Source organism: Streptomyces sp. NPDC038200, from assembly GCF_055600785.1.
The window spans coordinates 1-24,662 of the sequence record NZ_JBVJYH010000020.1; the positions used below are offsets into that span (position 1 = coordinate 1).

General features: G+C 71.7%; 23 protein-coding genes and 1 tRNA gene. 9 read left to right on the forward strand and 15 right to left on the reverse strand.

Annotation, left to right across the window (positions count from 1 at the left end):
• The coding region (locus ACZ7KF_RS31960; RefSeq protein ID WP_471082821.1) for a DUF4097 family beta strand repeat-containing protein at positions 1-291 on the forward strand (291 nt) is incomplete at its 5' end.
• Positions 292-566: 275 nt separating this feature from the next.
• A complete protein-coding gene (locus tag ACZ7KF_RS31965; RefSeq protein WP_471082824.1) occupies positions 567-1,850 on the forward strand; it encodes a glycoside hydrolase family 3 N-terminal domain-containing protein in 1,284 nt (427 codons plus the stop codon).
• 129 nt (positions 1,851-1,979) lie between these two features.
• On the opposite strand, the gene ACZ7KF_RS31970 is transcribed toward ACZ7KF_RS31965, so the two are convergent.
• On the reverse strand, positions 1,980-2,600 hold the full coding sequence (locus ACZ7KF_RS31970) for a hypothetical protein (protein WP_471082827.1): 621 nt from the start codon (positions 2,598-2,600) through the stop codon (positions 1,980-1,982).
• Positions 2,601-2,947: 347 nt separating this feature from the next.
• Positions 2,948-3,029: transfer RNA gene (locus ACZ7KF_RS31975), tRNA-Tyr, on the reverse strand.
• Positions 3,030-3,254: 225 nt separating this feature from the next.
• Between ACZ7KF_RS31975 and ACZ7KF_RS31980 the strand changes: the two genes are divergently transcribed.
• Positions 3,255-3,743 carry a YajQ family cyclic di-GMP-binding protein gene (locus ACZ7KF_RS31980; RefSeq protein WP_077796815.1) on the forward strand — a complete coding sequence of 163 codons (489 nt, stop codon included), beginning with the start codon at positions 3,255-3,257 and terminating at the stop codon, positions 3,741-3,743.
• Between the two features lie 192 nt (positions 3,744-3,935).
• Here ACZ7KF_RS31980 and ACZ7KF_RS31985 read toward each other — a convergent pair whose 3' ends face one another.
• Positions 3,936-4,202, reverse strand: a complete 267-nt coding sequence (locus tag ACZ7KF_RS31985) for a GlsB/YeaQ/YmgE family stress response membrane protein (protein WP_470770928.1) — start codon at positions 4,200-4,202, stop codon at positions 3,936-3,938.
• 155 nt (positions 4,203-4,357) lie between these two features.
• Between ACZ7KF_RS31985 and ACZ7KF_RS31990 the strand changes: the two genes are divergently transcribed.
• Positions 4,358-5,611: an APC family permease gene (locus ACZ7KF_RS31990; RefSeq protein WP_471082830.1), complete on the forward strand. Its 1,254-nt coding sequence runs from the start codon at positions 4,358-4,360 to the stop codon at positions 5,609-5,611.
• Positions 5,612-5,654: 43 nt separating this feature from the next.
• On the opposite strand, the gene ACZ7KF_RS31995 is transcribed toward ACZ7KF_RS31990, so the two are convergent.
• From ACZ7KF_RS31995 to ACZ7KF_RS32050, 12 genes are all read right to left on the reverse strand, one after another.
• A complete protein-coding gene (locus ACZ7KF_RS31995) occupies positions 5,655-6,047 on the reverse strand; it encodes a YccF domain-containing protein (protein ID WP_471082833.1) in 393 nt (130 codons plus the stop codon).
• A complete protein-coding gene (htpX, locus tag ACZ7KF_RS32000; protein WP_471082836.1) occupies positions 6,044-6,904 on the reverse strand; it encodes a zinc metalloprotease HtpX in 861 nt (286 codons plus the stop codon). The genes ACZ7KF_RS31995 and htpX overlap by 4 nt, the downstream gene beginning before the upstream one ends.
• Positions 6,905-7,094: 190 nt before the next feature.
• Entirely contained in the window at positions 7,095-8,612 is a 1,518-nt protein-coding gene (locus ACZ7KF_RS32005; protein WP_471082839.1) for an NADH-quinone oxidoreductase subunit N, read from the reverse strand.
• The gene (locus tag ACZ7KF_RS32010; RefSeq protein ID WP_471082841.1) at positions 8,609-10,183 is read right to left on the reverse strand and encodes an NADH-quinone oxidoreductase subunit M; all 1,575 of its coding nucleotides are present in this window, start codon (positions 10,181-10,183) and stop codon (positions 8,609-8,611) included. Before ACZ7KF_RS32010 ends, ACZ7KF_RS32005 begins: the two co-directional genes overlap by 4 nt.
• A gap of 6 nt (positions 10,184-10,189) precedes the next feature.
• Positions 10,190-12,184, reverse strand: coding sequence for an NADH-quinone oxidoreductase subunit 5 family protein (locus tag ACZ7KF_RS32015; protein ID WP_471082844.1), 1,995 nt, complete (start codon positions 12,182-12,184; stop codon positions 10,190-10,192).
• Entirely contained in the window at positions 12,181-12,570 is a 390-nt protein-coding gene (nuoK, locus tag ACZ7KF_RS32020; RefSeq protein ID WP_471082847.1) for an NADH-quinone oxidoreductase subunit NuoK, read from the reverse strand. The genes ACZ7KF_RS32015 and nuoK overlap by 4 nt, the downstream gene beginning before the upstream one ends.
• The gene (locus tag ACZ7KF_RS32025) at positions 12,570-13,208 is read right to left on the reverse strand and encodes an NADH-quinone oxidoreductase subunit J family protein (RefSeq protein ID WP_471082850.1); all 639 of its coding nucleotides are present in this window, start codon (positions 13,206-13,208) and stop codon (positions 12,570-12,572) included. Before ACZ7KF_RS32025 ends, nuoK begins: the two co-directional genes overlap by 1 nt.
• The gene (locus ACZ7KF_RS32030; protein ID WP_471082853.1) at positions 13,205-13,765 is read right to left on the reverse strand and encodes a NuoI/complex I 23 kDa subunit family protein; all 561 of its coding nucleotides are present in this window, start codon (positions 13,763-13,765) and stop codon (positions 13,205-13,207) included. Before ACZ7KF_RS32030 ends, ACZ7KF_RS32025 begins: the two co-directional genes overlap by 4 nt.
• Entirely contained in the window at positions 13,765-14,733 is a 969-nt protein-coding gene (locus ACZ7KF_RS32035) for a complex I subunit 1/NuoH family protein (protein WP_471082856.1), read from the reverse strand. Before ACZ7KF_RS32035 ends, ACZ7KF_RS32030 begins: the two co-directional genes overlap by 1 nt.
• Positions 14,730-16,076: an NADH-quinone oxidoreductase subunit C gene (locus tag ACZ7KF_RS32040; protein WP_471082859.1), complete on the reverse strand. Its 1,347-nt coding sequence runs from the start codon at positions 16,074-16,076 to the stop codon at positions 14,730-14,732. The genes ACZ7KF_RS32035 and ACZ7KF_RS32040 overlap by 4 nt, the downstream gene beginning before the upstream one ends.
• Positions 16,073-16,708 carry an NADH-quinone oxidoreductase subunit B gene (locus tag ACZ7KF_RS32045; RefSeq protein WP_471082862.1) on the reverse strand — a complete coding sequence of 212 codons (636 nt, stop codon included), beginning with the start codon at positions 16,706-16,708 and terminating at the stop codon, positions 16,073-16,075. The genes ACZ7KF_RS32040 and ACZ7KF_RS32045 overlap by 4 nt, the downstream gene beginning before the upstream one ends.
• The gene (locus ACZ7KF_RS32050) at positions 16,699-17,118 is read right to left on the reverse strand and encodes an NADH-quinone oxidoreductase subunit A (protein ID WP_225825868.1); all 420 of its coding nucleotides are present in this window, start codon (positions 17,116-17,118) and stop codon (positions 16,699-16,701) included. Before ACZ7KF_RS32050 ends, ACZ7KF_RS32045 begins: the two co-directional genes overlap by 10 nt.
• 221 nt (positions 17,119-17,339) lie before the next feature.
• Between ACZ7KF_RS32050 and ACZ7KF_RS32055 the strand changes: the two genes are divergently transcribed.
• The 5 genes from ACZ7KF_RS32055 (at position 17,340) to ACZ7KF_RS32075 (ending at position 24,650) form a co-directional block, all read left to right on the forward strand.
• Positions 17,340-18,557 (forward strand): sensor histidine kinase, encoded by a 1,218-nt coding sequence (locus ACZ7KF_RS32055; RefSeq protein WP_471082865.1) that lies wholly within the window; start codon positions 17,340-17,342, stop codon positions 18,555-18,557.
• 455 nt (positions 18,558-19,012) lie between these two features.
• Entirely contained in the window at positions 19,013-20,356 is a 1,344-nt protein-coding gene (locus ACZ7KF_RS32060; RefSeq protein WP_471082868.1) for a sensor histidine kinase, read from the forward strand.
• A 280-nt stretch (positions 20,357-20,636) separates the two neighbouring features.
• Positions 20,637-21,296 (forward strand): LuxR C-terminal-related transcriptional regulator, encoded by a 660-nt coding sequence (locus ACZ7KF_RS32065; RefSeq protein WP_471083247.1) that lies wholly within the window; start codon positions 20,637-20,639, stop codon positions 21,294-21,296.
• A 371-nt stretch (positions 21,297-21,667) separates the two neighbouring features.
• Complete coding sequence (locus tag ACZ7KF_RS32070; RefSeq protein WP_471082871.1) at positions 21,668-23,596, forward strand: 2-oxoacid:acceptor oxidoreductase subunit alpha; 1,929 nt, start codon at positions 21,668-21,670, stop codon at positions 23,594-23,596.
• A complete protein-coding gene (locus ACZ7KF_RS32075; protein WP_471082873.1) occupies positions 23,589-24,650 on the forward strand; it encodes a 2-oxoacid:ferredoxin oxidoreductase subunit beta in 1,062 nt (353 codons plus the stop codon). The genes ACZ7KF_RS32070 and ACZ7KF_RS32075 overlap by 8 nt, the downstream gene beginning before the upstream one ends.
• Positions 24,651-24,662: the final 12 nt, after the last annotated feature.

Sequence of the window (24,662 nt, forward strand, 5' to 3'; positions counted from 1 at the left end):
CTCACCCTCGCCGCCGGCGACATCACCGTCGGCCGCCTCGGCGGCCCCGCCGAGATCACCACCCAGAAGGGCGACATCCGCATCACCGAGGCCGTTCGCGGCACGGTCACCCTGCGCACCGAACACGGCGAGATCGAAGCCGGCGCCGCCCGCGGAGTCTCCGCCACCCTCGACGCCGGCACCGCCTACGGCCGCATCCACAACACCCTCAAGAACACCGACGACGACACCGCCGCCCTTCACCTCCACGCCACCACCGCCTACGGCAACATCACCGCCCGCAGCCTCTGAGACACCGTTCCCCAGGGCTGGAGACGGTGGCCATGCCGACGGAAGCGGCCCCGGCGCTGTCGCGAGCGGCCCCCACCCACGTCGGCTGGAGTTCCGTCCGGACTCACGTCGGCTGGAGTTTCGTCCGGCTGCGAGGCGCGAGATCCTGGTACTCCGACCGCGGACCGGCGAACAAATTCGGGCTGGTCCGCATCTCATGGGTCGCACAGCCCCTCATGCTCTGACGACCCCCAGCGCGACGGCCACCGTCGCGACTTCCCGAAGGAGGACGGGCGATGAATCTCCCGTCGTACCGTTACCGCAGCAGCGCGACGACACCGCCACGGCTCTCCGGCCGGGCCGGGAACGCGCGAAGACTGGGCACCGCCGCCGTGGCGGCGATGCTCCTGACGGGCTGGAGCGCGGGCATGCCCGAGGCGGCCCCGCACTCCGGTGGCCCCGGCATGTCCCTCGCCCCGCCCGCCGCGCCTTCCCACTCCCGCTCGTCCTTCACTCCGAGCCTCGCCACCACAGCCCCCACCACAGCCGCCGCATGCACCAACAGCACGAAGCTGGCCGGGTGGTCGAACCGACGGCTGGCCATGCTGACCATCGCCGTGCCGGTGTCGGAGACCTCGGTGTCCGACGTCACCTCCGAGGTGAGCGCCGGTGCGGGCGGTGTCCTGCTGTTCGGCAACAAGGCGCCGTCCGACCTCGGCTCCCGGCTGACCACCCTGAAGACCCACGTGCCGGGCCATCTGGGCCTGTTGGTGATGACCGATCAGGAGGGCGGCGGCATCCAGCGCATGGCCAACCTCGTCGGATCCCTGCCCTGGGCCGCGTACATGGGCACGCACTGGACCCCGGCCCAGATCCAGCAGAACGTCGCCAAGGTGGCGACCAAGATGGCGGCCGCCCAGGTCAACATGGACCTCGCGCCGGTGGTCGACGTCGACGGCCGGAACGTGGCCCCCGGCAAGACCAATCCCGACGGCTGGCGGTCCTTCAGCGGCAGCACCTCGGTGGTCTCCAAGGACGGCGTCGCGTACATGAACGGGCTCCGCGACGGCCACGTGATACCCGTCGTCAAACACTTCCCGGGCATCGGCGGCTCCACGTACAACTCCGACTTCGGCCCCGCCCGCACCCTGCCCTGGTCCACACTGCAAAAGGTGGCCATTCCGCCGTTCACAGCGGCCATCAAGGCCGGTGCCCCGGCCATCATGGTCTCCAACAACATCATTCCGGGCCTGGGCACCAACCCGGCGAGCCTGTCCCCCACCGCCATCAGCACCCAGCTGCGCGGCAAGATGGGATTCAAGGGGCTGGTGGTCACCGACTCGCTCAGCGCCAAGGCGATCTCCGCCGCCGGCTTCAGCGTCCCCGCCGCCGCCGTCCAGGCCCTGCGCTCGGGCGCCGACATGGTGATGTTCGACCTGGGGAGCAACGTCAGCTCCCAGACGTCCGCCATCGCCACGGCGATCACCAAGGCGGTGGCCGGCGGCCACCTCTCCCGCAGCCGCCTCATCGACGCGGCGGGACACGTCCTGGCCGTCCGGCACGTGAAGCTCTGCTCGTGAGCGCCGGCGTCCGGTTCCGAGACGAATCGGACGCCGCTGGACGGCGCCCCCTCGACGCACCCCTGCCGACGGGGAGTTGGCCGTTCACTGCCGACCTCCATGAGCGACGTCGCCCGCTCATGGTCGGCGTCACACGGAAGCGCGGCGGGGTGCGGGAAGGGGCCTTTGCCGGTCATCGCCCTCGGGACGGTCGGTGGGCGGCGTATCCAGGTACGCGCGCAGCGCTTGCCGGAACTCTTCCATCTTCAGCCGGTACTCGTTCTCACAGCCGCCGTAGTCCGGGGTCCACCCATCGTCCGGATCGGCCCTTCCTTCGTCGACCGCCACGCGGAAGAGCGCAGCCGACTCCGAGAGGACGGCCACGACGCCTGTGACCTCCTCGCCGTGGTCGATCAGTGCCTGCGGACCTTCGGCGCGAACGACGGAGAAGGTCCGGAACATGGCGCGATAGGCCGATTCTTCGTCACTCAGAGTAATCGAGTTCCAGCCATGCAGCAGGTCGCGGGCGGCGATTACGGCCGCGTCTGCAGCCAGCGCGAAGGCCAGGGCGGCATCGCGCTGACTGGCACGGCGCCACTGTTCGTACGTGGCATGGGCTGCCTGCTCGGCCGCCTGCTGGGAGACCTCGGCGGCGAGTTCGGCGGAGCAACGGGCGGCGTGCGCCTGACGTAACGCGCCGTACAGGGCAAGGCCGCCGACCAGGGTCGCGGCCCCCGCGCCGACCAGCGCGCTGATCAGTTCAGGTTGCATGGCGGGATGATGTCGGGTCAACAGGTCGACGGGGCACCCACGGTGGGAGTGCTACAAGACTGGTACGCGATCCGACCGAACCGCCGGACAGGTATGAAGACGGCCGCCCTCCCGGGCATCGCCGTCCACCGCCGGGCAGCCGGATCGATGCGGCCCTTCGGGAGTGGAACGAGCCAGAGTGATCATCCTCTCCTCCCGGGGGGACACACACTGACTGACGTCGGGATACGCGCGGTACGGGGTGAGTCACGGCCGCAATCCGCCCACGGCGAAGTGAGCAGGTGCCGACAACGAGAAACCCCCTCTGATCAGGCTTTTCTCCTGATCAGAGGGGGTTTCTCTCAGCGTGGCGGCGCCAGGATTCGAACCTGGGAAGGCTGAGCCGGCAGATTTACAGTCTGCTCCCTTTGGCCGCTCGGGCACACCGCCGGGTTGTGCAGCCAGTCGAACCCGCTTTCGGCGGTGCTCCCTGGCGACGACGTAAACAATACCCGATGCAGAGGGGTGCTTCGCCACCCGATTGATCTCCACCCCTCGGGTCCCGGGGTGGCTAGGCTGGTGCGGATGCGGCCCGGTGCTCCACCGGGCCCGGCGGTCGCCGCCGCGCACGCCGGCACGCACCCGATACGCCCCCGATACAAGGAGCCACAGGACATGGCCGACTCCAGTTTCGACATCGTCTCGAAGGTCGAGCGGCAGGAGGTCGACAACGCCCTCAACCAGGCCGCCAAGGAGATCTCGCAGCGCTACGACTTCAAGGGCGTGGGGGCCTCGATCTCCTGGTCCGGCGACAAGATCCTCATGGAGGCCAACTCCGAGGACCGGGTGAACGCTGTCCTCGACGTCTTCCAGTCCAAGCTCATCAAGCGCGGCATCTCGCTGAAGGCGCTGGACGCGGGCGAGCCGCAGCTCTCCGGCAAGGAGTACAAGATCTTCGCGTCGATCGAGGAGGGCATCTCCCAGGAGAACGCCAAGAAGGTGGCGAAGATCATCCGTGACGAGGGCCCGAAGGGCGTGAAGGCCCAGGTGCAGGGCGACGAACTGCGCGTCAGCTCCAAGAGCCGCGACGACCTGCAGACCGTCATCGCCCTCCTGAAGGGCAAGGACTTCGACTTCGCGCTGCAGTTCGTGAACTACCGGTAGGCACCCGCAGGCGCCGGCAGGCAGAGGGAACCAGCGGTAAGCGGAAGAGGGGTGGGCACCCGGCGGTGCCCACCCCCGCGTACTGTGTCGCGCCCGCGGCTGCCGCCCCGTGCCGCGTGTTCAGCACCCTCCTCAGTCGCGTGCCCGGCCCCGTGACCGGCCGTGTGCCGGGTCGCGTGAGTCGCCGCGCGCTCAGTCGCGTGAGTTGCCGAACAGGATGCGGTAGACGATCAGCAGCACCAGGGAACCGCCGATGGCCGCGGCCCAAGTGGCGCCGTCGTAGAAGTTCTTGGTGACCGGGTGGTCCAGCCAGCGGGCCGAGATCCAGCCGCCTATGAACGCGCCCGCGACACCGATGAGGGTCGTACCGATGAAGCCGCCGGGGTCACGTCCCGGCAGGAGGACCTTGGCGATGGCTCCGGCCAGCAGCCCCAGGATGATCCAACCGATGATGCTCATGCCGTGAACCTGCCCTTCCGCGCTGTGTCCGCACTGTCCGGGGCCTGATTTTCCGGTGCGGCCCCGCTGTACGTCGCGCGCGTGTTCGTGCCGTGTCGATGAAGAGGACGTCACGGGGCCACCCGCCGGTTGCCGCGGTCAGTAGGGTGCGGCCCATGACACCCACCGACGCCGCTCTGCGCCGCACCCTCGGCGTGCGGGACGCCGTGGTCGTCGGCCTCGGCTCGATGATCGGCGCCGGCGTCTTCTCGGCCCTGGGACCGGCCGCGCGCGCCGCCGGCTCCGGACTGCTCCTCGGGCTCGCTCTCGCCGCCGTGGTGGCCTATTGCAACGCCATGTCCTCGGCCCGGCTCGCCGCCCGGTACCCGGCCTCCGGCGGCACGTACGTGTACGGCAGGGAGCGGCTCGGCGCCTTCTGGGGCTATCTCGCGGGCTGGGCCTTCGTGGTGGGCAAGACGGCGTCCTGCGCGGCCATGGCGCTCACCGTCGGCGTGTACGTGTGGCCGGGGCAGGCGCACGCGGTGGCGGTCGCGGCCGTGGTGGCGCTGACCGCCGTGAACTACGGCGGCATCCAGAAGTCGGCCTGGCTGACGCGGGGGATCGTGGCGGCCGTGCTGGCCGTTCTCGCGGCCGTGGTCGTGGCGTGCCTGGCCTCCGGGCGGGGCGGGGCGGGGCGGCTGGAGGTGGGCCTGTCGTCGGGTGCGGGCGGGGTGCTCCAGGCGGCCGGGTTGCTGTTCTTCGCGTTCGCCGGGTACGCGCGGATCGCCACCCTCGGGGAGGAGGTGCGCGATCCGGCGCGCACGATTCCGCGGGCGATCCCGCTGGCCCTGGGGATGACTCTGGTGGTGTACGCGTGCGTGGCCGTCGCGGTGCTGAGTGTCCTCGGCGTGGACCGGCTCGGGCACGCGACGGCACCGCTGGCCGACGCGGTACGGGCGGCCGGGGCGCCGGGACTCGTGCCCGTGGTGCGGGCCGGGGCGGCGGTGGCCGCGCTGGGCTCGCTGCTCGCGCTGATCCTCGGCGTGTCCCGTACGACGCTCGCCATGGCCCGGGACGGGCATCTGCCGGGGGTGCTGGCAGCCGTGCATCCGCGGTTCCGGGTGCCGCACCGGGCGGAGCTGGCCGTGGGCGCGGTGGTCGCCGTGCTGGCCGCCACGGTGGACGTGCGCGGCGCGATCGGTTTCTCGTCCTTCGGCGTGCTGGCCTACTACGCCGTCGCCAACGCCTCGGCCTGGACGCTGAGCGCGGCCCCGCTGTCCCGCGTGGTGCCCGCGGTGGGCCTGCTGGGCTGCGCCACGCTGGCGTTCGCCCTGCCCGTGACCTCGGTGGCCGTCGGCGCGGGCGTGCTCGCGGTCGGCGTGGCGGCCTACGGCGTACGGCGCCCGCACACGGGCCGGCGCGGGACGTGAGGCGTCCGCGGCGGGCCGATGCGGGCGTACGGCGCCGGTCGGCTCAGCGGGTCGCGAACGGCTGGTCGGTGGGGACGATCTCGCGGCCCAGGGGCAGCAGGGAGACCGGGATCAGCTTGAAGTTGGCGATGCCGAACGGGATGCCGATGATCGTGATGCACAGCGCGATGCCGGTGGCGATGTGGGCGAGCGCCAGCCACCAGCCGGCCAGGATCAGCCACAAAACGTTGCCGACGCAGGAGGGCGCGCCCGCGTCATGCCGCTCGACCGTGGTGTAACCGAACGGCCAGAGGGCGTAGACACCTATGCGGAAGGCGGCGATCCCGAAGGGGATGCCGATGATCGTGACGCACAGCAGGACGCCGGCGAGCAGGTAGGCGAGGAAGAGCCAGAAGCCGCTCAGGACGAGCCACATGACGTTCAGGATGGTCTTCACGGGTGACCTGCCATCTTCTCCAGCCGGGCGATGCGCTCCGCCATCGGCGGGTGCGTGGAGAACATCTTGGCCAGTCCCTGGCCCCGGCGGAAGGGGTTGGCGATCATCATGTGGCTCGCCGTCTCGATGCGGGGCTCGGGCGGCAGGGGAAGCTGCTGGGTGCCGGTCTCCAGCTTGCGCAGGGCACTGGCGAGGGCCAGGGGGTCGCCCGTGAGCTGGGCGCCGGAGGCGTCCGCCTCGTACTCCCGGGAACGGCTGATGGCCAGCTGGATCACCGTGGCGGCGAGCGGGCCCAGAATCATGATCAGCAGCATGCCGAAGAGGCCGGGGCCCTCGTCGTCGTCCGAGCGGCCGACCGGGATCAGCCAGGCGAAGTTCACCAGGAACATGATCACTGAGGCGAGTGCGCCGGCGACCGAGGAGATGAGGATGTCCCGGTTGTAGACGTGGCTCAGCTCGTGGCCGATGACGCCGCGCAGCTCGCGCTCGTCCAGGAGACGCAGGATGCCCTCGGTGCAGCACACGGCGGCGTTGCGCGGGTTGCGGCCCGTGGCGAAGGCGTTGGGGGCCTCCGTCGGCGAGATGTACAGCCGGGGCATGGGCTGGCGGGCCTGCGTGGACAGCTCACGCACCATCCGGTACAGGGCCGGGGCCTCGAACTCGCTGACCGGGCGGGCGCGCATGGCGCGGAGCGCCAGCTTGTCGCTGTTCCAGTACGCGTACGCGTTCGTCCCCAGGGCGACGAGGACCGCGACGATCAGTCCCGTGCGGCCGAAGAAGCTGCCGATGACGATGATGAGTGCGGACAGTCCCCCGAGGAGTACGGCGGTCCTGAGCCCGTTGTGCCGGCGGTGCACGGTGCGCCCTCCAAGTCGTGCGGCAGGGGAACACTTTGGTCCAGTGGACCCTCCTGTTCGTGACAACGCCAGGCGACGGCCACGAGTTCCCTGGTGCGTGCGGTGGCGCGCGTCGGCCGCGTGGGTGACGTGCTGGTTCGGCTCCGCGCGCGTGGGGTGGCACGGGTGCCCCACGCGCGCGTGACGACTCCTAGAACAGCCCCGTGGCCGCGAAGCGGAGGACCAGCTGGGGTGCCCCGGACAGGGCGACGCCGAGGACTCCGGTGAGTGCGAGGGCGGCCGTGAGGGGGGCGGGGACGCGGTGCCGGGCGGGCTCGCCCTCGGGGGTGCGGAACAGCAGGGCCGTCCACTGGAGGTAATAGAAGAGGGCGATGACCACGTTGACGGCCATGACGACGGCGAGCCAGCCGAGGCCCGCGTCGACGGCCGCCGAGAACACGGTGACCTTGGCGAACAGGCCGATGACACCCGGCGGCAGCCCGGCCAGGCACAGCAGGAAGAAGGCCAGCAGGAGCGCGGTGACCGGGTTGGTGGCGTACAGGCCCCGGTAGTCGCTGATCCGGTTCAGTGCCCGGCCGCGGCCCACCAGGGCGGCCACCGCGAAGGCACCGAGGTTCACGGCGGCGTACATCAGGGCGTACGCGACCGTGGAGCCGATCGCCTTCTCGGCGTCCTTGCCGTATCCGGCGGCGGCGATCGGCACCAGCAGGTAGCCGGCCTGGCCGACCGAGGACCAGGCGAGCAGCCGTACGGCGCTGTACGCGCGCGTGGCCTGCTGGCGCAGGGCGGCGACGTTGCCGACGGTCATGGTGAGGGCGGCCAGGGCGGCGAGCGCGGGCCCCCAGACGTCGGCGTACGACGGGAACGCGACGACGGTGACGAGGATCAGGCCGGAGAAGCCGACCGCCTTGCCGACGACGGACAGGTAGGCGGCGACGGGCAGCGGCGCGCCCACGTAGGTGTCGGGCACCCAGAAGTGGAACGGGACGGCGGCCGTCTTGAAGGCGAAGCCGACGAGGGTGAGGACGACACCGGCCTGGGCGAGGGTGTGCAGCTGTCCGTCGACGTGCGGCAGGCGCTGGGCGACCTGGGTGAGATGGAGGGTGCCGGTGGAGGCGTAGACGAAGCTGATGCCCATCAGGCTGACCGCGGTGGCGGTGACCGAGGACAGGAAGAACTTCAGGGCGGCCTCGGAGGACCGCTTGTCGCCGTGCCGGATGCCGACGAGGGCGAAGGCGGGCAGGGAGGCGACCTCCAGGGCCACGATCAGGGTGGCCAGGTCGCGGGAGGCGGGCAGCAGGGCGGCGCCGGCCGCGGAGGACAGCAGCAGGAACCAGAACTCGCCCGCCGGGACGCGTCGCCGGTCGTCGTCGAGGTTCGTGACCGAGAGCAGGGCCGCGAGGAGGGCGCCGCCGAGGACGAGGAACTGGATGACGAGGGTGAAGTGGTCGGCGGTGTAGCTGCACGCGCGCGTGGGGCCGGTGAGGCAGAAGGTGCTGCGGTCGCCGTCCAGGAGCGGCAGGAGCGTCAGGGCCGCCGCGGCGAGGCCCGCGACCGAGACCCAGCCGAGTACCGCCTTCCGGGGCTCCGGCACGAACAGGTCGGCGACGAGGACGACGAGCGCCACGACGGCCGCGACGGTGGGCGGGGCGATCGCGAGCCAGTCGACGGACTGGACCAGCGACTCGGCAAGCGGCTGGGCGCTCATCGGGTGCCTCCTGCGAGGAGCTGCTGCACGGCCGGGTCGGTCAGGCCGAGCAGGGCCTTCGGCCACAGTCCGGCGAGGACGGTGAGGGCGACGAGCGGGGTCCAGGCGGCGAACTCGTACCCGTGGACGTCGGCGAGCTTCGGGACCTCCTGTTCGACGCCGCCCATGCAGACCCGGCGGACCACGATCAGCATGTACGCGGCCGTCAGCAGGGTGCCGAACGCGCCGATCGCCATGAAGGTGAGGAAGGCCGGCCGGCCGAGGTCGGCGGCGGGCCGGAAGGCGCCGAAGAGCGCGAGCATCTCGCCCCAGAAGCCGGCGAGTCCGGGCAGGCCGAGGGAGGCGACGGCGCCGAAGGCGAGCAGTCCGCCGAGGCGCGGGGCCCTGCCGTACAGCGCGGCGCCCGTCTCTTCCGCGAGGGTGTCGAGGTCGGTGGTGCCGGTACGGTCCTTCAACGCGCCGACCAGGAAGAACAGCAGGCCGGTGATGAGGCCGTGGGCGATGTTGGCGAACAGGGCGCCGTTCACGCCGGTCGGGGTCATGGTGGCGACGCCGAGCAGGACGAAGCCCATGTGGCCGACGGAGGAGTAGGCGATCAGCCGCTTGAGGTCGCCCTTCGCGCCCTGCTTGGCGAGGGCCAGGCAGGCCAGGGATCCGTAGATGATCCCGACGACGGCGAACGCGGCGAGGTACGGCGCGAAGGTGTGGAAGCCGTGCGGCGCGATCGGCAACAGGATCCGGACGAACCCGTACGTACCCATCTTCAGCAGGACACCGGCCAGCAGTACCGAGCCGACCGTGGGAGCGGCGGTGTGGGCGTCGGGCAGCCAGCTGTGCAGCGGCCACATCGGCGTCTTCACCGCGAGCCCGATCCCGATCGCCAGAACGGCGATGACCTGCACGGATGCGGTGAGCGACCGGCCGTTGTCAGTGGCGAGTGCCACCATGTCGAACGTGCCCGCCTTGACGCCGATCAGGAGCAGGCCGAGCAGCATGACCACGGAGCCGAGCAGCGTGAAGAGGATGAACTTCCACCCGGCCCGGGTCCGGCCCTCGCCGCCCCAGCGGGCGATGAGGAAGTACATCGGGATGAGCACCATCTCGAACGCGAGGAAGAACAGCAGCAGGTCGAGGACGGCGAAGGTCGCGAGGGTGCCGGACTCCAGGACGAGCAGCAGGGCGACGAAGGCCTTCGGGGACGGGCCCGACGGCATTTTGAAGTAGGAGTACAGCGCGCAGAGGAAGGTCAGCAGCGCGGTCAGGACCAGAAGAGGGAGGGAGATGCCGTCGATGCCGAGGTGGATCCGCACGTCGAGTGCGGGGATCCAGCTGATGTCGGTCGTGGCCTGCATCTTCGACGGATGGTCGTGGTCGAAGCCGAGCGCGAGGGCGATCGCGGCGACGAGGATCGCGCCGGTGACGGTCACGCCGTGCCGGAGGACGGCCTGCTCGGGTGACTTCCCCTTCAGTCCGGGCGGGGCCGGGAGGAGAGCGGCGACGGCACCGAGGAGCGGGCCGGCGACGAGGAATGCCAGAAGGAACTGCATCACGGACTCGTTGATATCGATCACGCCTGCTCACGCTCCCGTGGCGACGAGGAGGACGGCGACCGCCAGGACGACGGTGCCGGCGAGCAGCGCGCTCACATAGGTCTGCACATTGCCGGTCTGGGCCCGCCGTACGGCGGCCCCGAGCAGCCGGGGCAGGGCGGCGGCGGCGCCTACGTAGGTGTCGACGACCTCGCGGTCGAGGAACCGGACGAGACTGGCCGCGGCCTGGACCGGGCGGACGAACAGGGCCGCGTACACGGCGTCCAGGTGGAATCCGTGGGCCGCGGGCCGGTGCAGGGGGCCGAGCAGCAGCCGCCCGGGGTCCGCCGGGTCGGGGGCGTAGGCGAGGTCGCCGTAGGCCGGACGGTGGGTGGCGATGGCCTCGGCCTCCACCAGGCCGGCGTCGCCCTCGGGGTGGGCGGCGACGGCGCCCAGCGGGGTGCGGGCGGCGAGTGCGGAGGTGCGCTGCCAGGCGCCGTAGGTGAGCAGCCCGCCGACCACGGCGAGGCCCGTGCCGAGGATCGAGGTGAGGAGGGTCGGGGTCAGGTCGCGGCCGTCGAACCAGCCGGGCAGCGAACGGTAGGCGAACCCGCCGAAGGCGAGGGAGGGGATCGCCAGGACCCAGAGCACCACGGTCATGGTGAGCGGCTGGCGGCCGTGGTCGGGGGCTTCGGTGCCCCGCCCGCGGAAGGCCAGCAGCCACAGCCGGGTGGCGTACGCGGCGGTCAGCAGGGCGGTGAGCAGGCCGGCGACGAGAACGATCCAGCCGGCGGCGCCGGGGACGAGCTCGGTGTGGCCGGTGGTCACGTGCTCGGCGGCGCCGAGGACGGACTCCTTGGAGAAGAAGCCGCTGAAGGGAGGGATCGCGGCGAGCGCGAGCAGCGCCACGGTCATCGTCCAGTAGGCGTCCGGGATCCGGTCGCGCAGCCCGTGCATGCGGGACATGGCGGCCAGCGAGTTGGTGCCGGCCGCGTGGATGATCACGCCGGCCGCGAGGAACAGCAGCGCCTTGAAGGCACCGTGCGAGAGGAGGTGGAAGACGGCGGCCCCGCGGTCGCCGACGGCGAGGGCGCCGGTCATGTAGCCGAGCTGGCCGATCGTCGAGTAGGCGAGGACGCGCTTGATGTCGTCCTGGGCGAGCGCGGCGAGACCGGAGCCGGCCATGGTGACGGCGGCCATGACGGCGAGGACCACCATCGCGGCCCGGGATGCCTCGAAGACCGGGAGGAGACGGGCGACGAAGTAGACACCGGCGGCGACCATCGTCGCGGCGTGGATCAGCGCCGAGACGGGTGTCGGGCCCGCCATCGCGTCCGGGAGCCAGGTGTGCAGCGGGAACTGCGCCGACTTGCCCGCGACGCCCGCGAGGAGCAGCAGGGCGATCAGCGTCGGGTGGTGCAGGTCGCCGCTCGCGACGGCGCCGAGGACGCGGGTGATGCGGAAGGAGCCGGCGTCGGTGGCCAGGGCGAACAGGCCGATGAGGAACGGCACGTCACCGAGCTTGGTGACGAGGAAGGCCTTCAGGGAGGCGGCGCGGGCCTCGGGGGTCTCCCAGTAGTGGCCGACCAGGAAGTAGGAGCAGATGCCCATGACTTCCCAGCCGACCAGCAGCACGATCAGGTCGCCGGAGTAGACGACCAGGAGCATCGCGGAGGTGAACAGGGAGACGAGAGCGGCGTAGGAGGGGTAGCGGGGGTCGTCGCGCAGGTAGCCGGTGGAGTAGATCTGCACGCAGGTCGCGACGAAGGCGACCAGGACGGCGACGAGCGCGGCGAAGCCGTCGATGTGCAGGGCCAGCTCGATCGGCACGGATCCGGTGGGCGTCAGCTCCGTGTGGGCGTCGACGGCCGCGTCGCCGCCCTGCCGTACGGCGACCAGCGCGGCCAGCACGAGCGAGGCCAGCGGCGGCAGCACGGCGAGCGGGCGGACGAAGCCGGGGGCGGTGCGGCCGAGCAGCAGGCCGGCCGCGGCGCCCAGGAACGGCAGGAGGGGGACGAGGACGGCGAGGGTGGTCGTGGTCACGCGGAGGCCTCAGCCTTCTCGGCCGCGGAGGTGCCGGGGCCCTCGGTGTCGGGGCCTGCGGGCTCGGGGCCCTCGGCGGTGTCGCGGAGCTTGTCGATGTCGGAGGTGCCGCGGTTGCGATGGACGGCGAGCACGATCGCCAGGCCGATGCCGATCTCGGCGGCGGCGATGGCGATGGTGAACAGGGTCAGCGCCTGGCCGGAGTGCAGGGTCTCCTTCGCGGTCCGGCTGAGCCAGACGTCGAAGGCGACCAGGTTGAGGTTGACGGCGTTGAGCATCAGCTCGACCGACATCAGGACCAGGATCGCGTTCCGGCGGGCGAGGACGCCGTACAGGCCGGTGCAGAAGAGGAGGGCGGAGAGTACGGCGGGGTAGGCGAGGTGCATCAGCGCGCGCCTTCCTTCCCGGGGGCCGCGGGTGCGGCGTCCGCGTCCGCCGTGGCCTTGCGGGACAGGACGATCGCGCCGACCAGGGCCGCGAGGAGCAGCACGGACAGGGCCTCGAACGGCAGCACCCAGTGCCGGAACAGGCTGGCGCCGGTGACCCGGGTGGTGCCGGCGGCCGGGCCGTCCAGGTCGATCCAGGTGGTGCGGAAGGCGTCCACGACCACCCACACCAGGGCGACGGCGGCGGCGGCCGCGACGGTCAGGGCGGCCCAGCGGTTGCCGGAGTCGGCGTCCGGGGAGCGGCCGATGGGGGCCTTGGTGAGCATCAGGCCGAACAGGAGGAGGACGACGACGGAGCCCACGTAGATCAGGACCTGCACCCAGGCGATGAACTCGGCCGTGAGCAGCAGGTACTCGACGGCGAGGCCGCCGAGGGTGACCACCAGCCACAGGGCGGCGTGCACCAGCTGCCGGGTGGTGACGGTGACCAGGGCCGCGCCGAGGGTGGCCAGGCCGACGAGCAGGAAGGCGATCTCGACGCCGGTCGGGGACAGGAAGCCGTGCCCGGCCGCGGCGAGGTGCGCGGGATGCCCGGCCGCGAGGGCGGGTGCGGTGAGGGCGGGTGCGGCGAGGGTCACGACTCACCCTCCTGCGGATCCTGGGCCTCGGCTTGGGCGGCGGCCAGCTTCTCGGCGGTCTTGCGGGCCGCGGCGATCTCCTTGGGCTCCTCCGCGCCGGGGTCCAGGGCGGGCGGGGCCGGCACGGTCCACATCCAGTCGCGGAGCTTGTCGCGTTCGTGGGTGAGGTCGCGGATGTCGGTCTCGGCGTACTCGAACTCCGGGGACCAGAACAGCGCGTCGAAAGGACAGACCTCGATGCAGATACCGCAGTACATGCACAGGGAGAAGTCGATGGCGAACCGGTCGAGGACGTTGCGGCTGCGCTCGCGTCCGCCGGGGGCGGCGGGCGGCACCGTCTCCTTGTGGGAGTCGATGTAGATGCACCAGTCGGGGCACTCGCGGGCGCACAGCATGCAGACCGTGCAGTTCTCCTCGAACAGGCCGATCACTCCGCGGGTGCGGGGCGGCAGCTCGGGCAGGGCGTCCGGGTACTGCTCGGTGACCGACTTCCTCGTCATCGTGCGCAGGGTGACGGCCAGGCCCTTGGCGAGGCCGGCGCCGGGAACGGGGGCCACTAGGAGATCACCACCTTGACGATGCCGGTGAGGGCGATCTGGGCGAGGGAGAGGGGGACGAGGAGGGTCCAGGAGAGCTTCTGGAGCTGGTCCTCGCGCAGCCGGGGATAGGTCACGCGGAGCCAGATGACCAGGAAGGCGAGGACCGCGGTCTTCAGCAGGGTCCAGACCCAGCCGAGGCCGTCGGCACCCCACGGGCCGTGCCAGCCGCCCAGGAAGAGGACGGTGGTCAGACCGCACAGGACGACGATGCCGGCGTACTCGGCCAGCAGGAAGAGGGCGAAGCGCAGGCCGGTGTACTCGGTGTACGCGCCGAAGATGATCTCCGAGTCGGCGACCGGCATGTCGAACGGCGGGCGCTGCAGCTCCGCGAGTCCGGCGATGAAGAAGACGAGCGCGCCGACGATCTGCCAGGGCACCCACCACCAGTGGAAGGCGTGCAGGATGCCGGGCAGGGAGACCGTGCCCGCGGCCATCGCGACCGAGGCCGCCGCCAGCAGCATGGGGAGTTCGTAGGCGAGCAGCTGGGCGGCCGTGCGCAGGCCGCCGAGCAGGGAGAACTTGTTGGCGCTGGCCCAGCCGGCCATCAGCGAGCCGAGCACGCCCACGCCCATCACCGCGAGCACGAAGAACACGCCGGCGTCCAGCACCTGGCCGACGGCGCCCTCGCTCGGGCCGATCGGGATGGCGAGCAGGACGAGGAGGTACGGCAGCAGGGCCACGGCGGGGGCGAGCTGGAAGACACGGCGGTCGGCGCCCGCCGGGACGACGTCCTCCTTCTGCGCGAACTTCACGCCGTCCGCGATCAGCTGGGCCCAGCCGTGGAAACCGCCCGCGTACATCGGGCCGAGGCGGCCCTGCATGTGGGCCATCACCTTGTGCTCGGTCTGGCCGACGATCAGCGGGAAGGTGAGGAAGACGACGAACACGACGAGGAGTCGCAGGGCGACGTCCAGCACGTCGTTCACTGCGGGCCTCCTGTGGGGTCGCCGGGGCTGCTCGGGTCTTGGGGCTTGCTCGGGTCTTGGGGCTTGCTCGGGTCTTGGGGCTTGCTCGGGTCTTGAGTCCGGCCCGGGGCTTGGGGGTTCTCGGGGCTCGGCTCGGGGGCGCGCGCCTGGTCGGGCTCGGGGGCGCGTACGGGCTCCGGCTCGGGGCCGCGTGCCGGCTTCGGCTCGGGCGGGAGTGACTGCTCCGGCTCGGCCGCCTGTCGCGGTTCCGGCTCGGGGGACTGCTCCTGCTCGGGTGTCCGCTCGGGCTCGTCGAAGGCCGGGCGGGCGTGGTGCCACGGGGCGTCCGAGGTGCTGCGCGCGCGGCGCGGCCGGGCGGGTGCGGGCGTCGGGCCGGGCTCGTGCGCCACCGCGGCCTCGGCGGCCGGGCCTTCCGTCGGCCCCGCCGTCGCCGCTCGGCTGGCATCGCCCTCGGCCGCGGCCTGCTTGCGCGTCGCCGCGTCCTCGGCCCCCGCCGCCTGCTGGCTCGCCGAGCCCTCGCTCACGCTCCGCATCCGGCGCGGCCGGGCAGCGGCACCTGTACCCGTACCAGCACCAGCACCAGCACCAGCACCAGCAGCCTCGGTCGGCTGAACCGGCTCACCCGGCACCGGCTGGCCCGGCTGGGCCGCCTGGCTGGCCGAGCCCTCCGCGGCCGAACGGGTACGCCGTACCGGACGGTCTCCCGCCGCGCGCGCCGGGCGGTCTCCCGCGGCGCGTCCCGCCGCCCGGGCCGGGCGGGCCGGGGCGGGCGGCAGCTGGCCCTTGAGGGGGCCCCACTCGTTGGGGTCCGGCACGCCCGGGGGCAGCATCTGCCGGCGCTTCGGGCCGCCGTGCTCGGACTCGCCCGGCTCCTTGGCACCGGGCCAGGCCTTGGCGACGCGGGCGGCGAGGACGAAGTCCTTGCGGAGCGGGTGGCCCTCGAAGTTCTCGGGGAGCAGCAGGTGGTCCAGCCCCGGGTGGCCTTCGAAGTCGACACCGAACATTTCGTGGGTCTCGCGCTCGTGCCAGGCGGCGCCCGCGTAGACGCCGACGGCGGAGGGCAGCGCCGGGGCGTCGTGCGGAACCGTCGTACGGACGAGGAGGCGGCGGACCGGGTTCAGGGCGACGACGTGGGCGGAGACGCGGTAGCCGGTGCCCGGTTCGTCGACCGCGCTCAGCCAGTCGAAATAGGTGCAGGACAGGGTCGTACGGGCCGTCTCCAGGGCGGTGAGCCAGGCGGACGGCGGTACGTCCACGGTCAGGAGGTCGTACGACTCCTCGGCCGTGGCGTCCGTGCCGAAGAGTTCCTCGGCGGGAGCGGGCAGCCAGCCGGCCGTGCTCATCGGGCATCCCCCTCGGACGGGGTGGACGCGGGCGCCGGGGGCCGTACCAGGCCGCTCTGCAGGGCGGCGGCCGACGGCCGGGCGGACCCGGCACCGGACTCGTCCCCGGATCCGTTGTCGTACCGCTCCCCCAGCGACTCCCGGGCGATCTTCTCCTGGAGCTTGAGGATGCCCTGGAGCAGCGCCTCGGGGCGCGGCGGGCAGCCGGGGACGTAGACGTCCACGGGGATGATCTGGTCGACGCCCTTGGTGACGGAGTAGGAGTCCCAGTACGGGCCGCCGCAGTTGGAGCAGGCGCCGAAGGAGATGACGTACTTCGGCTCGGGCATCTGCTCGTACAGGCGCTTGACGGCCGGGGCCATCTTGTCCGTGACCGTGCCGGAGACGATCATCAGATCGGCCTGGCGGGGGCCGGGCGCGAAGGGGATGACGCCGAGCCGGATGAAGTCGTGGCGGGCCATCGAGGCCGCGATGAACTCGATGGCGCAGCAGGCCAGGCCGAAGTTGAACACCCAGAGCGAGTAGCGGCGGCCCCAGTTCAGGACCACTTTCATCGGCTCGGGTGCCAGGCGGGCCAGGGTGCCCAGCCGCTTCGGCTCCGGCAGGTGGACGGGGTCCGGGTTCACGTCCATGACAGGACGCCCTTCTTGTATGCGTACAGCAGGCCCACGGCGAGGAAGCCGAGGAAGATGAACATCTCCACAAGGGTCGTCGCGCCGTAGCCGGGGGCGGCGAAGACCGTCGCCCAGGGGAACAGGAAGATCGAGTCGACCGCGAAGATCACGTACAGGAAGGCGTAGACGTAGTAGCGGACCTGGGTGTGGGCCCAGCCCTCGCCGACGGGGTCGACGCCGCATTCGTAGGTCAGGAGTTTCTCCGGCGTGGGCACGACCGGACGCAGCAGGCGGCCCGCGCCGAAGGCGACCGCGACGAACAGCACGCCGACGAGGGCGAGCAGTCCGACCACCGAGTAGGACTGGAAGTAGCCGGCCGCGACGGCGTGCGCCGCGGTGACCGACGAGTCCCCCAACGTCTCACGCACCGTCGTCCCTCGCTCCCTGACCTCGTGACCTTAGTGAACTCTGTGATGCAACGTGATTCGAGGATCTGTACGCACGGGAGTCTAGGCCCTGATAAAGAGACGGTAAGCAGCCCGTCACGCCGTGAGACGGCCGGAGGCGGTGGGGGTGGGGTTTTCCCCCGTCGGCGGAGGGCGGCGTACCGCATGGCGTGAGGGGGGCCGCACACGGCAGGCTGACCAGCATGACCGCTCCCAGCCCCGCCGCCGACCGGACCGACGGCACCGACGGCACCGACGAACGTGACGGACACGACGGCCTGCACCGTCTGCCTCCGCCCCGGCCGGCCTACGACGCGCACACCTGGAAGGAGATCCTGTATCTCCTGCTGAATCTGCCGGTGGCCGTGCTCGGGTTCACCTACGCCTTCACCGTGCTGGTGGCCGGCGGCATCCTGAGTCTCACCGCGATCGGTCTCCCGCTGCTCGCGCTCTGCCTGGCGGGCTCGCGACAGCTGGGGAAGCTGGAGCGGGCCAGGGCCCGGAGGCTGCTCGGGGTGCGGGTGGAGGAGCCGACGCCGCTGCCGCTCGCGAGGAGCGGGGGCCTGATGCAGCGGCTGTGGATGGCGCTGAAGGACCCGGTGGGCTGGCGGACGCTGCTGTACGACGTCATCCGGCTGCCGTGGGGCATCCTCACCTTCTGCACCGTGCTGACCTCGCTGTTCGTGTTGTGGCCGGTGCTGCCGTATCTCACGCGGGGCCTGGCGAACGTGGACCGGGCGATGGTGCGGGGGCTGCTGTCGCCCTCGGACGAGCTGGAACGCCGCATCGCCGAACTGGAGTCCGACCGCGGGATCGTGGTCGACACGGCGGCGGCCGATCTGCGCCGGATCGAGCGGGATCTGCACGACGGTGCCCAGGCCCGGCTGGTCAATCTGGCCATGGGGCTCGGCCTGGCCAAGGAGAAGCTCCTGGAGGATCCCGATACGGCGGCGGCGATGGTGGCGGAGGCGCACGGCGAGGTGAAGCTGGCCCTCCAGGAGCTGCGCGACCTCGCCCGGGGCATCCATCCCGCCGTGCTCACGGACCGCGGACTGGACGCGGCGCTGTCGTCGGTCGCCTCGCGCTGCACGGTGCCGGTCACGGTGACCGCGGACCTGCCGGCCCGGCCGACGGCGGCCATCGAGGGCATCGCCTACTTCACGGTGTCCGAGCTGCTCCAGAACATCAGCAAGCACAGCGGGGCCCGGACCGCCTCGGTCGAGGTGTGGCGCGCGGAGGACCGGCTGCTCATCCAGGTCCGGGACGACGGGCGGGGCGGCGCCCGGCTGGACGGCGGCAGCGGCATACGGGGCCTGGCGGACCGGCTGGGCGCGGTGGACGGCCTGTTCGTCGTCGACTCCCCGGCCGGCGGCCCCACGGTGGTCACCGCGGAACTGCCGTGGCGGGACCGGCAGGAGTAGCCGCCGGTAAGGGACGCGTGTCCACGCGGCTCGGCGACACGGGAGGCGTGTCCACGCGGCAAACGCCCGTCCCCGCGCGCGTGGAGCCGCGTGGACGGTTCCACGCGCGCGTGGAACCCGGAAAAAGCCCCACACGCGCGTGCAGGCCGGAAAAGCACGTGCGGGCCGGAACCCCGCGGCCACGCCGCACGCCGGAAACCCGTGCAGGCCGGAAATCCGGAAGCGGGCCAGAAATCCGGAAGCGGGCAGGAAATCCGTGCGGGCCGGAAACTCCCGGCCACGCCGGAAACCCAGGCAGCCCCCACCGCCCCTCACAGCCGCCCCGGCGGAGCGCCGGGGTGGGGAAAACCCCCCGCTCGAGACGCCGACGGACTCCATGGCCCGGCGGCTCCGCGCGGGCGACTCTGGGGATACGGCTGAACCGCCGCTCGTACGAGGAGAACAGGACGGCATCGATGGCCATGGAGTACGGACACGGGTACGGGCGGGAGCACGGGCGCACGGCCGGAACCGGCCCCCGCATTCCCGCCGCCCTGCGGGCGCCGTTCGAGGCGCGCAGCCGGCGCGCGTTCGCCTATGTGCTGCTGAGCCTGCCGGTCTCCCTGGTGCTGTTCACCTGGACGGTGACGATGGTCGCCCTCGGCGCGGGCCTGCTGGTGACCTTCCTCGGCATCCCGGTGCTGGCGGCGGCGCTCGCCGGCTGCCGGGGCTTCGGCGTGCTGGAGCGGGCGCGGGCGCGCGGGCTGCTCGGTATCGACGTGGCCGACCCGGAACCGCTGCGGATGCGCAGGCCGGGCGCGGCGGCCTGGATGGGCGCGACGCTCAAGAGCGGCGCCTCCTGGCGGCACGTGGTGTACGCCCTGGTGCAGTTCCCGTGGGCGGTGTTCTCGTTCTCCGTGGCGGTGAGCTTCTGGACGTGCGGCTGGGCGCTGCTGAGCTACCCGCTGTGGTTCTGGGTGTTCCCGGCGTACGCCGGAGAGGGCGGCCTGCAGCTGTACGGCGACACCCACCACAGCGTCTACCTCGACAACCCGTTCGAGATCACTGTGACCGCGCTGGTCGGGCTGGTGTTCACGCTGGCCACGCCGTGGCTCGTCCGGGCCCTGACCACCGTGGACGGGCTCCTGGTGCGCGGGCTGCTCGGGCCGTCGCCGCTGTCGGCGCGGGTGGTGGAGCTGGAGTCGGACCGGGGGACGGTGGTCGACACGGCCGCCGCCGATCTGCGGCGCATCGAGCGGGACCTGCACGACGGGGCGCAGGCCCGGCTGGTCAACCTGGCGATGGACCTGGGGCTGGCGAAGGAGAAGCTGCGGGAGGACCCGCGGACGGCGGCGCGCATGGTGGAGGAGGCGCACGGCGAGGTGAAGACGGCCCTCCAGGAGCTGCGCGACCTCGCCCGGGGCATCCATCCGGCCGTCCTCACCGACCGCGGCCTGGACGCGGCGCTGTCGGCCGTCGCCTCCCGCTGCACCGTCCCGGTGAAGGTGGAGGTCGAGCTGCCGGCCCGCCCGGCACCGGCCATCGAGGGCATCGCCTACTTCACCGTCTCCGAGCTGCTCCAGAACATCAGCAAGCACAGCCGGGCCCGCTCCGCCTCGGTCGACGTGTGGCGCGCGGAGGACCGGCTGATGCTTCAGGTGACCGACGACGGCGTGGGCGGCGCCGATGTCGGGCGGGGCTCCGGACTGGCCGGTCTCGCCGCGCGCCTGGACGCGGTGGACGGCGCCCTGGTGGTGGACTCCCCGGCCGGCGGCCCCACCCGGGTGATCGCGGAACTGCCCTGGCGCCAGGGCGGCTGAGCGCGGCCGTTCGCCCGCCGCACGGCATTCCCCCCGGTACGGCGGCGGTCCGGCACGTTTCCTGGAATGCTGGACCACCGTAGGACGTCACGGACGCCCCTCACGGCCGGCAGGCACATGCCGCGGCCGGCGGGCGTCACGGACGACGGGGACACCGCGAACGCACGTCACGGACGGACGGCACCGGCGGACGGCACGGCCGCCCGCAGGGGGCGTACGGCACCGGCGTACCGCGTTCGCGGCATCGGGCTGTGGGGGCCGGAACATCGTGGAGGACAGAGTGCGGGTGGTCATCGCCGAGGATTCAGTGCTGCTCAGGGAGGGCCTGACCCGGCTGCTGACCGACCGCGGACACGAGGTCGTGGCCGGTGTCGGCGACGCCGACGCGCTGGTGAAGACCATCGCCGACCTGGACGGCCGGGGCGAGCTGCCCGATGTGGTCGTGGCGGACGTGCGGATGCCGCCGACGCACACCGACGAGGGCGTCCGGGCGGCCGTACTGCTGCGCCGGCTGCACCCCGAGCTGGGGGTGCTGGTGCTGTCGCAGTATGTGGAGGAGCGTTACGCCACCGAACTGCTGGCCGGTTCCAGCCGGGGCGTGGGCTATCTGCTCAAGGACCGGGTCGCGGACGTACGGGAGTTCGTCGACGCGGTGGTGCGGGTGGCCGACGGCGGTACGGCGCTGGACCCGGAGGTGGTCGCGCAGCTGCTGGGGCGCAGCCGCAAGCAGGATGTGCTGACGGGGCTGACGCCCCGGGAGCGCGAGGTGCTCGGGCTGATGGCCGAGGGGCGTACGAACGGGGCGATCGCCCGGCAGCTGGTGGTCAGCGACGGTGCGGTGGAGAAGCACGTCAGCAACATCTTCCTGAAGCTCGGCCTGGCGCCGAGCGAGGGCGACCACCGTCGGGTTCTGGCCGTTCTCACCTATCTCAACTCCTAGCCGGGCGGTCCCCCGGGCCGTCCGGCCTTCGCGCGGGGGCGGGTACTCGGGGGTGGACCGGACGGAGACCCGGAGGAGAGCGCGGGCCGACGCCGCCGAGACCCGGAGGGGAGGTCGTTGAAGCCCGTAGGGGGCGTGTGGGGATCCCGGCGGGAGCCGGAGGAGAGAACCTGGGAACGCGCGGGGAGCGCCTTGACCGGCGCTTCGGCGATGCGGGACATGATGTGAAGTCAGCGCGACAGGCCGTCTCGAAATGTCGTCCAATCCACGGATGACCTCGGGAAGGCGACCCTAACCGACGTAGGGTTGATCCTGGGATGGTCCGTGGGACGACCGGCCCCGGACAGCCGCCTCGAAGGAGGTCCAGTTCAGTGACCAGCCAGGTCAGCAGCCCAGCGGAGCAGACCGACGGAACCGTCGTGGGAGAGCAGCGCAAACCGGGCGGCGCGAAGGACGTGCGGCGCTTGGACCGGGTGATCATCCGGTTCGCGGGGGACTCGGGTGACGGCATGCAGCTCACCGGTGACCGGTTCACCTCGGAGACCGCTTCCTTCGGCAACGACCTCTCCACCCTGCCGAACTTCCCCGCCGAGATCCGCGCCCCCGCCGGCACCCTGCCGGGTGTCTCGTCCTTCCAGCTCCACTTCGCCGACCACGACATCCTCACTCCCGGAGACGCGCCGAACGTTCTGGTCGCGATGAACCCGGCCGCCCTGAAGGCCAACATCGGCGACCTCCCGCGCGGAGCCGAGATCATCGTCAACACCGACGAGTTCACCAAGCGCGCCCTGCAGAAGGTGGGCTACGACAGCTCCCCGCTGGAGGACGGCTCGCTCGACGGCTACAGCCTCCACCCGGTGCCGCTGACCACGCTCACGGTGGAGGCGCTGAAGGAGTTCGACCTCTCCCGCAAAGAGGCCGAGCGCAGCAAGAACATGTTCGCGCTGGGCCTGCTCAGCTGGATGTACCACCGGCCCACCGAGGGCACCGAGAAGTTCCTGCGGTCGAAGTTCGCGAAGAAGCCGGACATCGCCGCGGCGAACATCGCCGCGTTCCGCGCGGGCTGGAACTTCGGCGAGACGACGGAGGACTTCGCGGTCTCCTACGAGGTCGCCCCGGCCGCCAAGGCCTTCCCCGTCGGCACCTACCGGAACATCTCCGGCAACCTGGCCCTGGCCTACGGTCTGATCACGGCGTCCCGGCAGGCGGATCTGCCGCTGTTCCTGGGCTCGTACCCGATCACGCCGGCCTCGGACATCCTGCACGAGCTGAGCAAGCACAAGAACTTCGGCGTCCGTACCTTCCAGGCCGAGGACGAGATCGCGGGCATCGGCGCGGCGCTGGGCGCGGCGTTCGGCGGCTCGCTGGCGGTGACCACGACGAGCGGCCCGGGTGTCGCCCTGAAGAGCGAGACGATCGGCCTCGCGGTGTCGTTGGAGCTGCCGCTGCTGGTGGTGGACATCCAGCGCGGCGGCCCGTCGACGGGTCTGCCGACCAAGACGGAGCAGGCGGACCTGCTCCAGGCGATGTACGGCCGCAACGGCGAGGCCCCGGTGCCGGTGGTCGCCCCGAGGACCCCGGCCGACTGTTTCGACGCCGCTCTGGAGGCGGCCCGGATCGCGCTGACGTACCGCACGCCGGTGATGCTGCTGTCGGACGGCTATCTGGCGAACGGCTCCGAGCCGTGGCGCATCCCCGACGTGGAGGAGCTGCCCGACCTGCGGGTGCAGTTCGCCTCGGGTCCGAACCACACGCTCCAGGACGGCACCGAGGTCTTCTGGCCGTACAAGCGGGACCCGCAGACCCTGGCCCGGCCGTGGGCGATCCCGGGCACCCCGGGCCTGGAGCACCGTATCGGCGGCATCGAGAAGCAGGACGGCACGGGCAACATCTCCTACGACCCGGCCAACCACGACTTCATGGTCCGTACCCGGCAGGCCAAGATCGACGGCATCGACGTGCCGGACGTGGAGGTCGACGACCCGCACGGCGCGAAGATCCTGGTCCTCGGCTGGGGCTCCACCTACGGCCCGATCACGGCGGCGGTACGGCGGCTGCGGGCGGCCGGCGAGTCCGTCGCCCAGGCCCATCTGCGCCACCTCAACCCCTTCCCGCGCAATCTCGGCACGGTCCTGAAGAGCTACGACAAGGTCGTGATCCCCGAGATGAACCTCGGGCAGCTCGCCACCCTCATCCGGGCGAAGTACCTGGTCGACGCCCACTCCTACAACCAGGTCAACGGCATGCCGTTCAAGGCGGAACAGCTCGCCGCGGCGCTGAAGGAGGCCATCGATGACTGACGCCACCAACGGGCTGCTGCAGCTGGTCCCCAAGGCGGAGGCCAAGCAGTCGATGAAGGACTTCAAGTCGGACCAGGAGGTGCGCTGGTGCCCGGGGTGCGGTGACTACGCGATCCTCGCGGCCGTGCAGGGCTTCATGCCGGAACTGGGCCTGGCGAAGGAGAACATCGTCTTCGTCTCCGGTATCGGCTGCTCGTCCCGCTTCCCGTACTACATGAACACCTACGGGATGCACTCCATCCACGGCCGCGCCCCGGCGATCGCGACCGGTCTGGCCTCCTCCCGCCGTGACTTGAGCGTGTGGGTCGTCACCGGTGACGGCGACGCCCTGTCCATCGGCGGCAACCATCTGATCCACGCCCTGCGCCGCAACGTCAACCTGAAGATCCTGCTGTTCAACAACCGGATCTACGGCCTGACCAAGGGCCAGTACTCACCGACCTCCGAGGTCGGCAAGATCACCAAGTCGACGCCGATGGGCTCGCTGGACGCGCCGTTCAACCCGGTGTCGCTGGCGATCGGCGCGGAGGCGTCCTTCGTGGCGCGCACGATCGACTCCGACCGCAAGCACCTGACCGAGGTGCTGCGCGCCGCCGCCGACCACCCGGGCACCGCGCTGATCGAGATCTACCAGAACTGCAACATCTTCAACGACGGCGCCTTCGACGCCCTGAAGGACAAGCAGCAGGCCGAGGAGGCGCTGATCCGGCTGGAGCACGGGCAGCCGATCCTCTTCGGCGCCGACCGGGCGAGAGGGGTCGTACGGGACGGGCGGACCGGCGATCTGAAGGTGGTGACGGTGACCCCGGAGAACGAGGCGGACGTGCTGGTGCACGACGCCCACGCCGCGTCCCCCACCACGGCCTTCGCGCTGTCCCGGCTGGCCGACCCGGACACCCTGCACCACACCCCGATCGGCGTGTTCCGATCCGTGGAGCGGCCGGTCTACGACTCGCAGATGGCCGAGCAGCTCGACACCGCGATCGAACAGCACGGCAAGGGCGACCTGGCCGCGCTGCTGGCGGGCGGGGACACCTGGACGGTCGTCGGCTGACGGCGTCCGCTG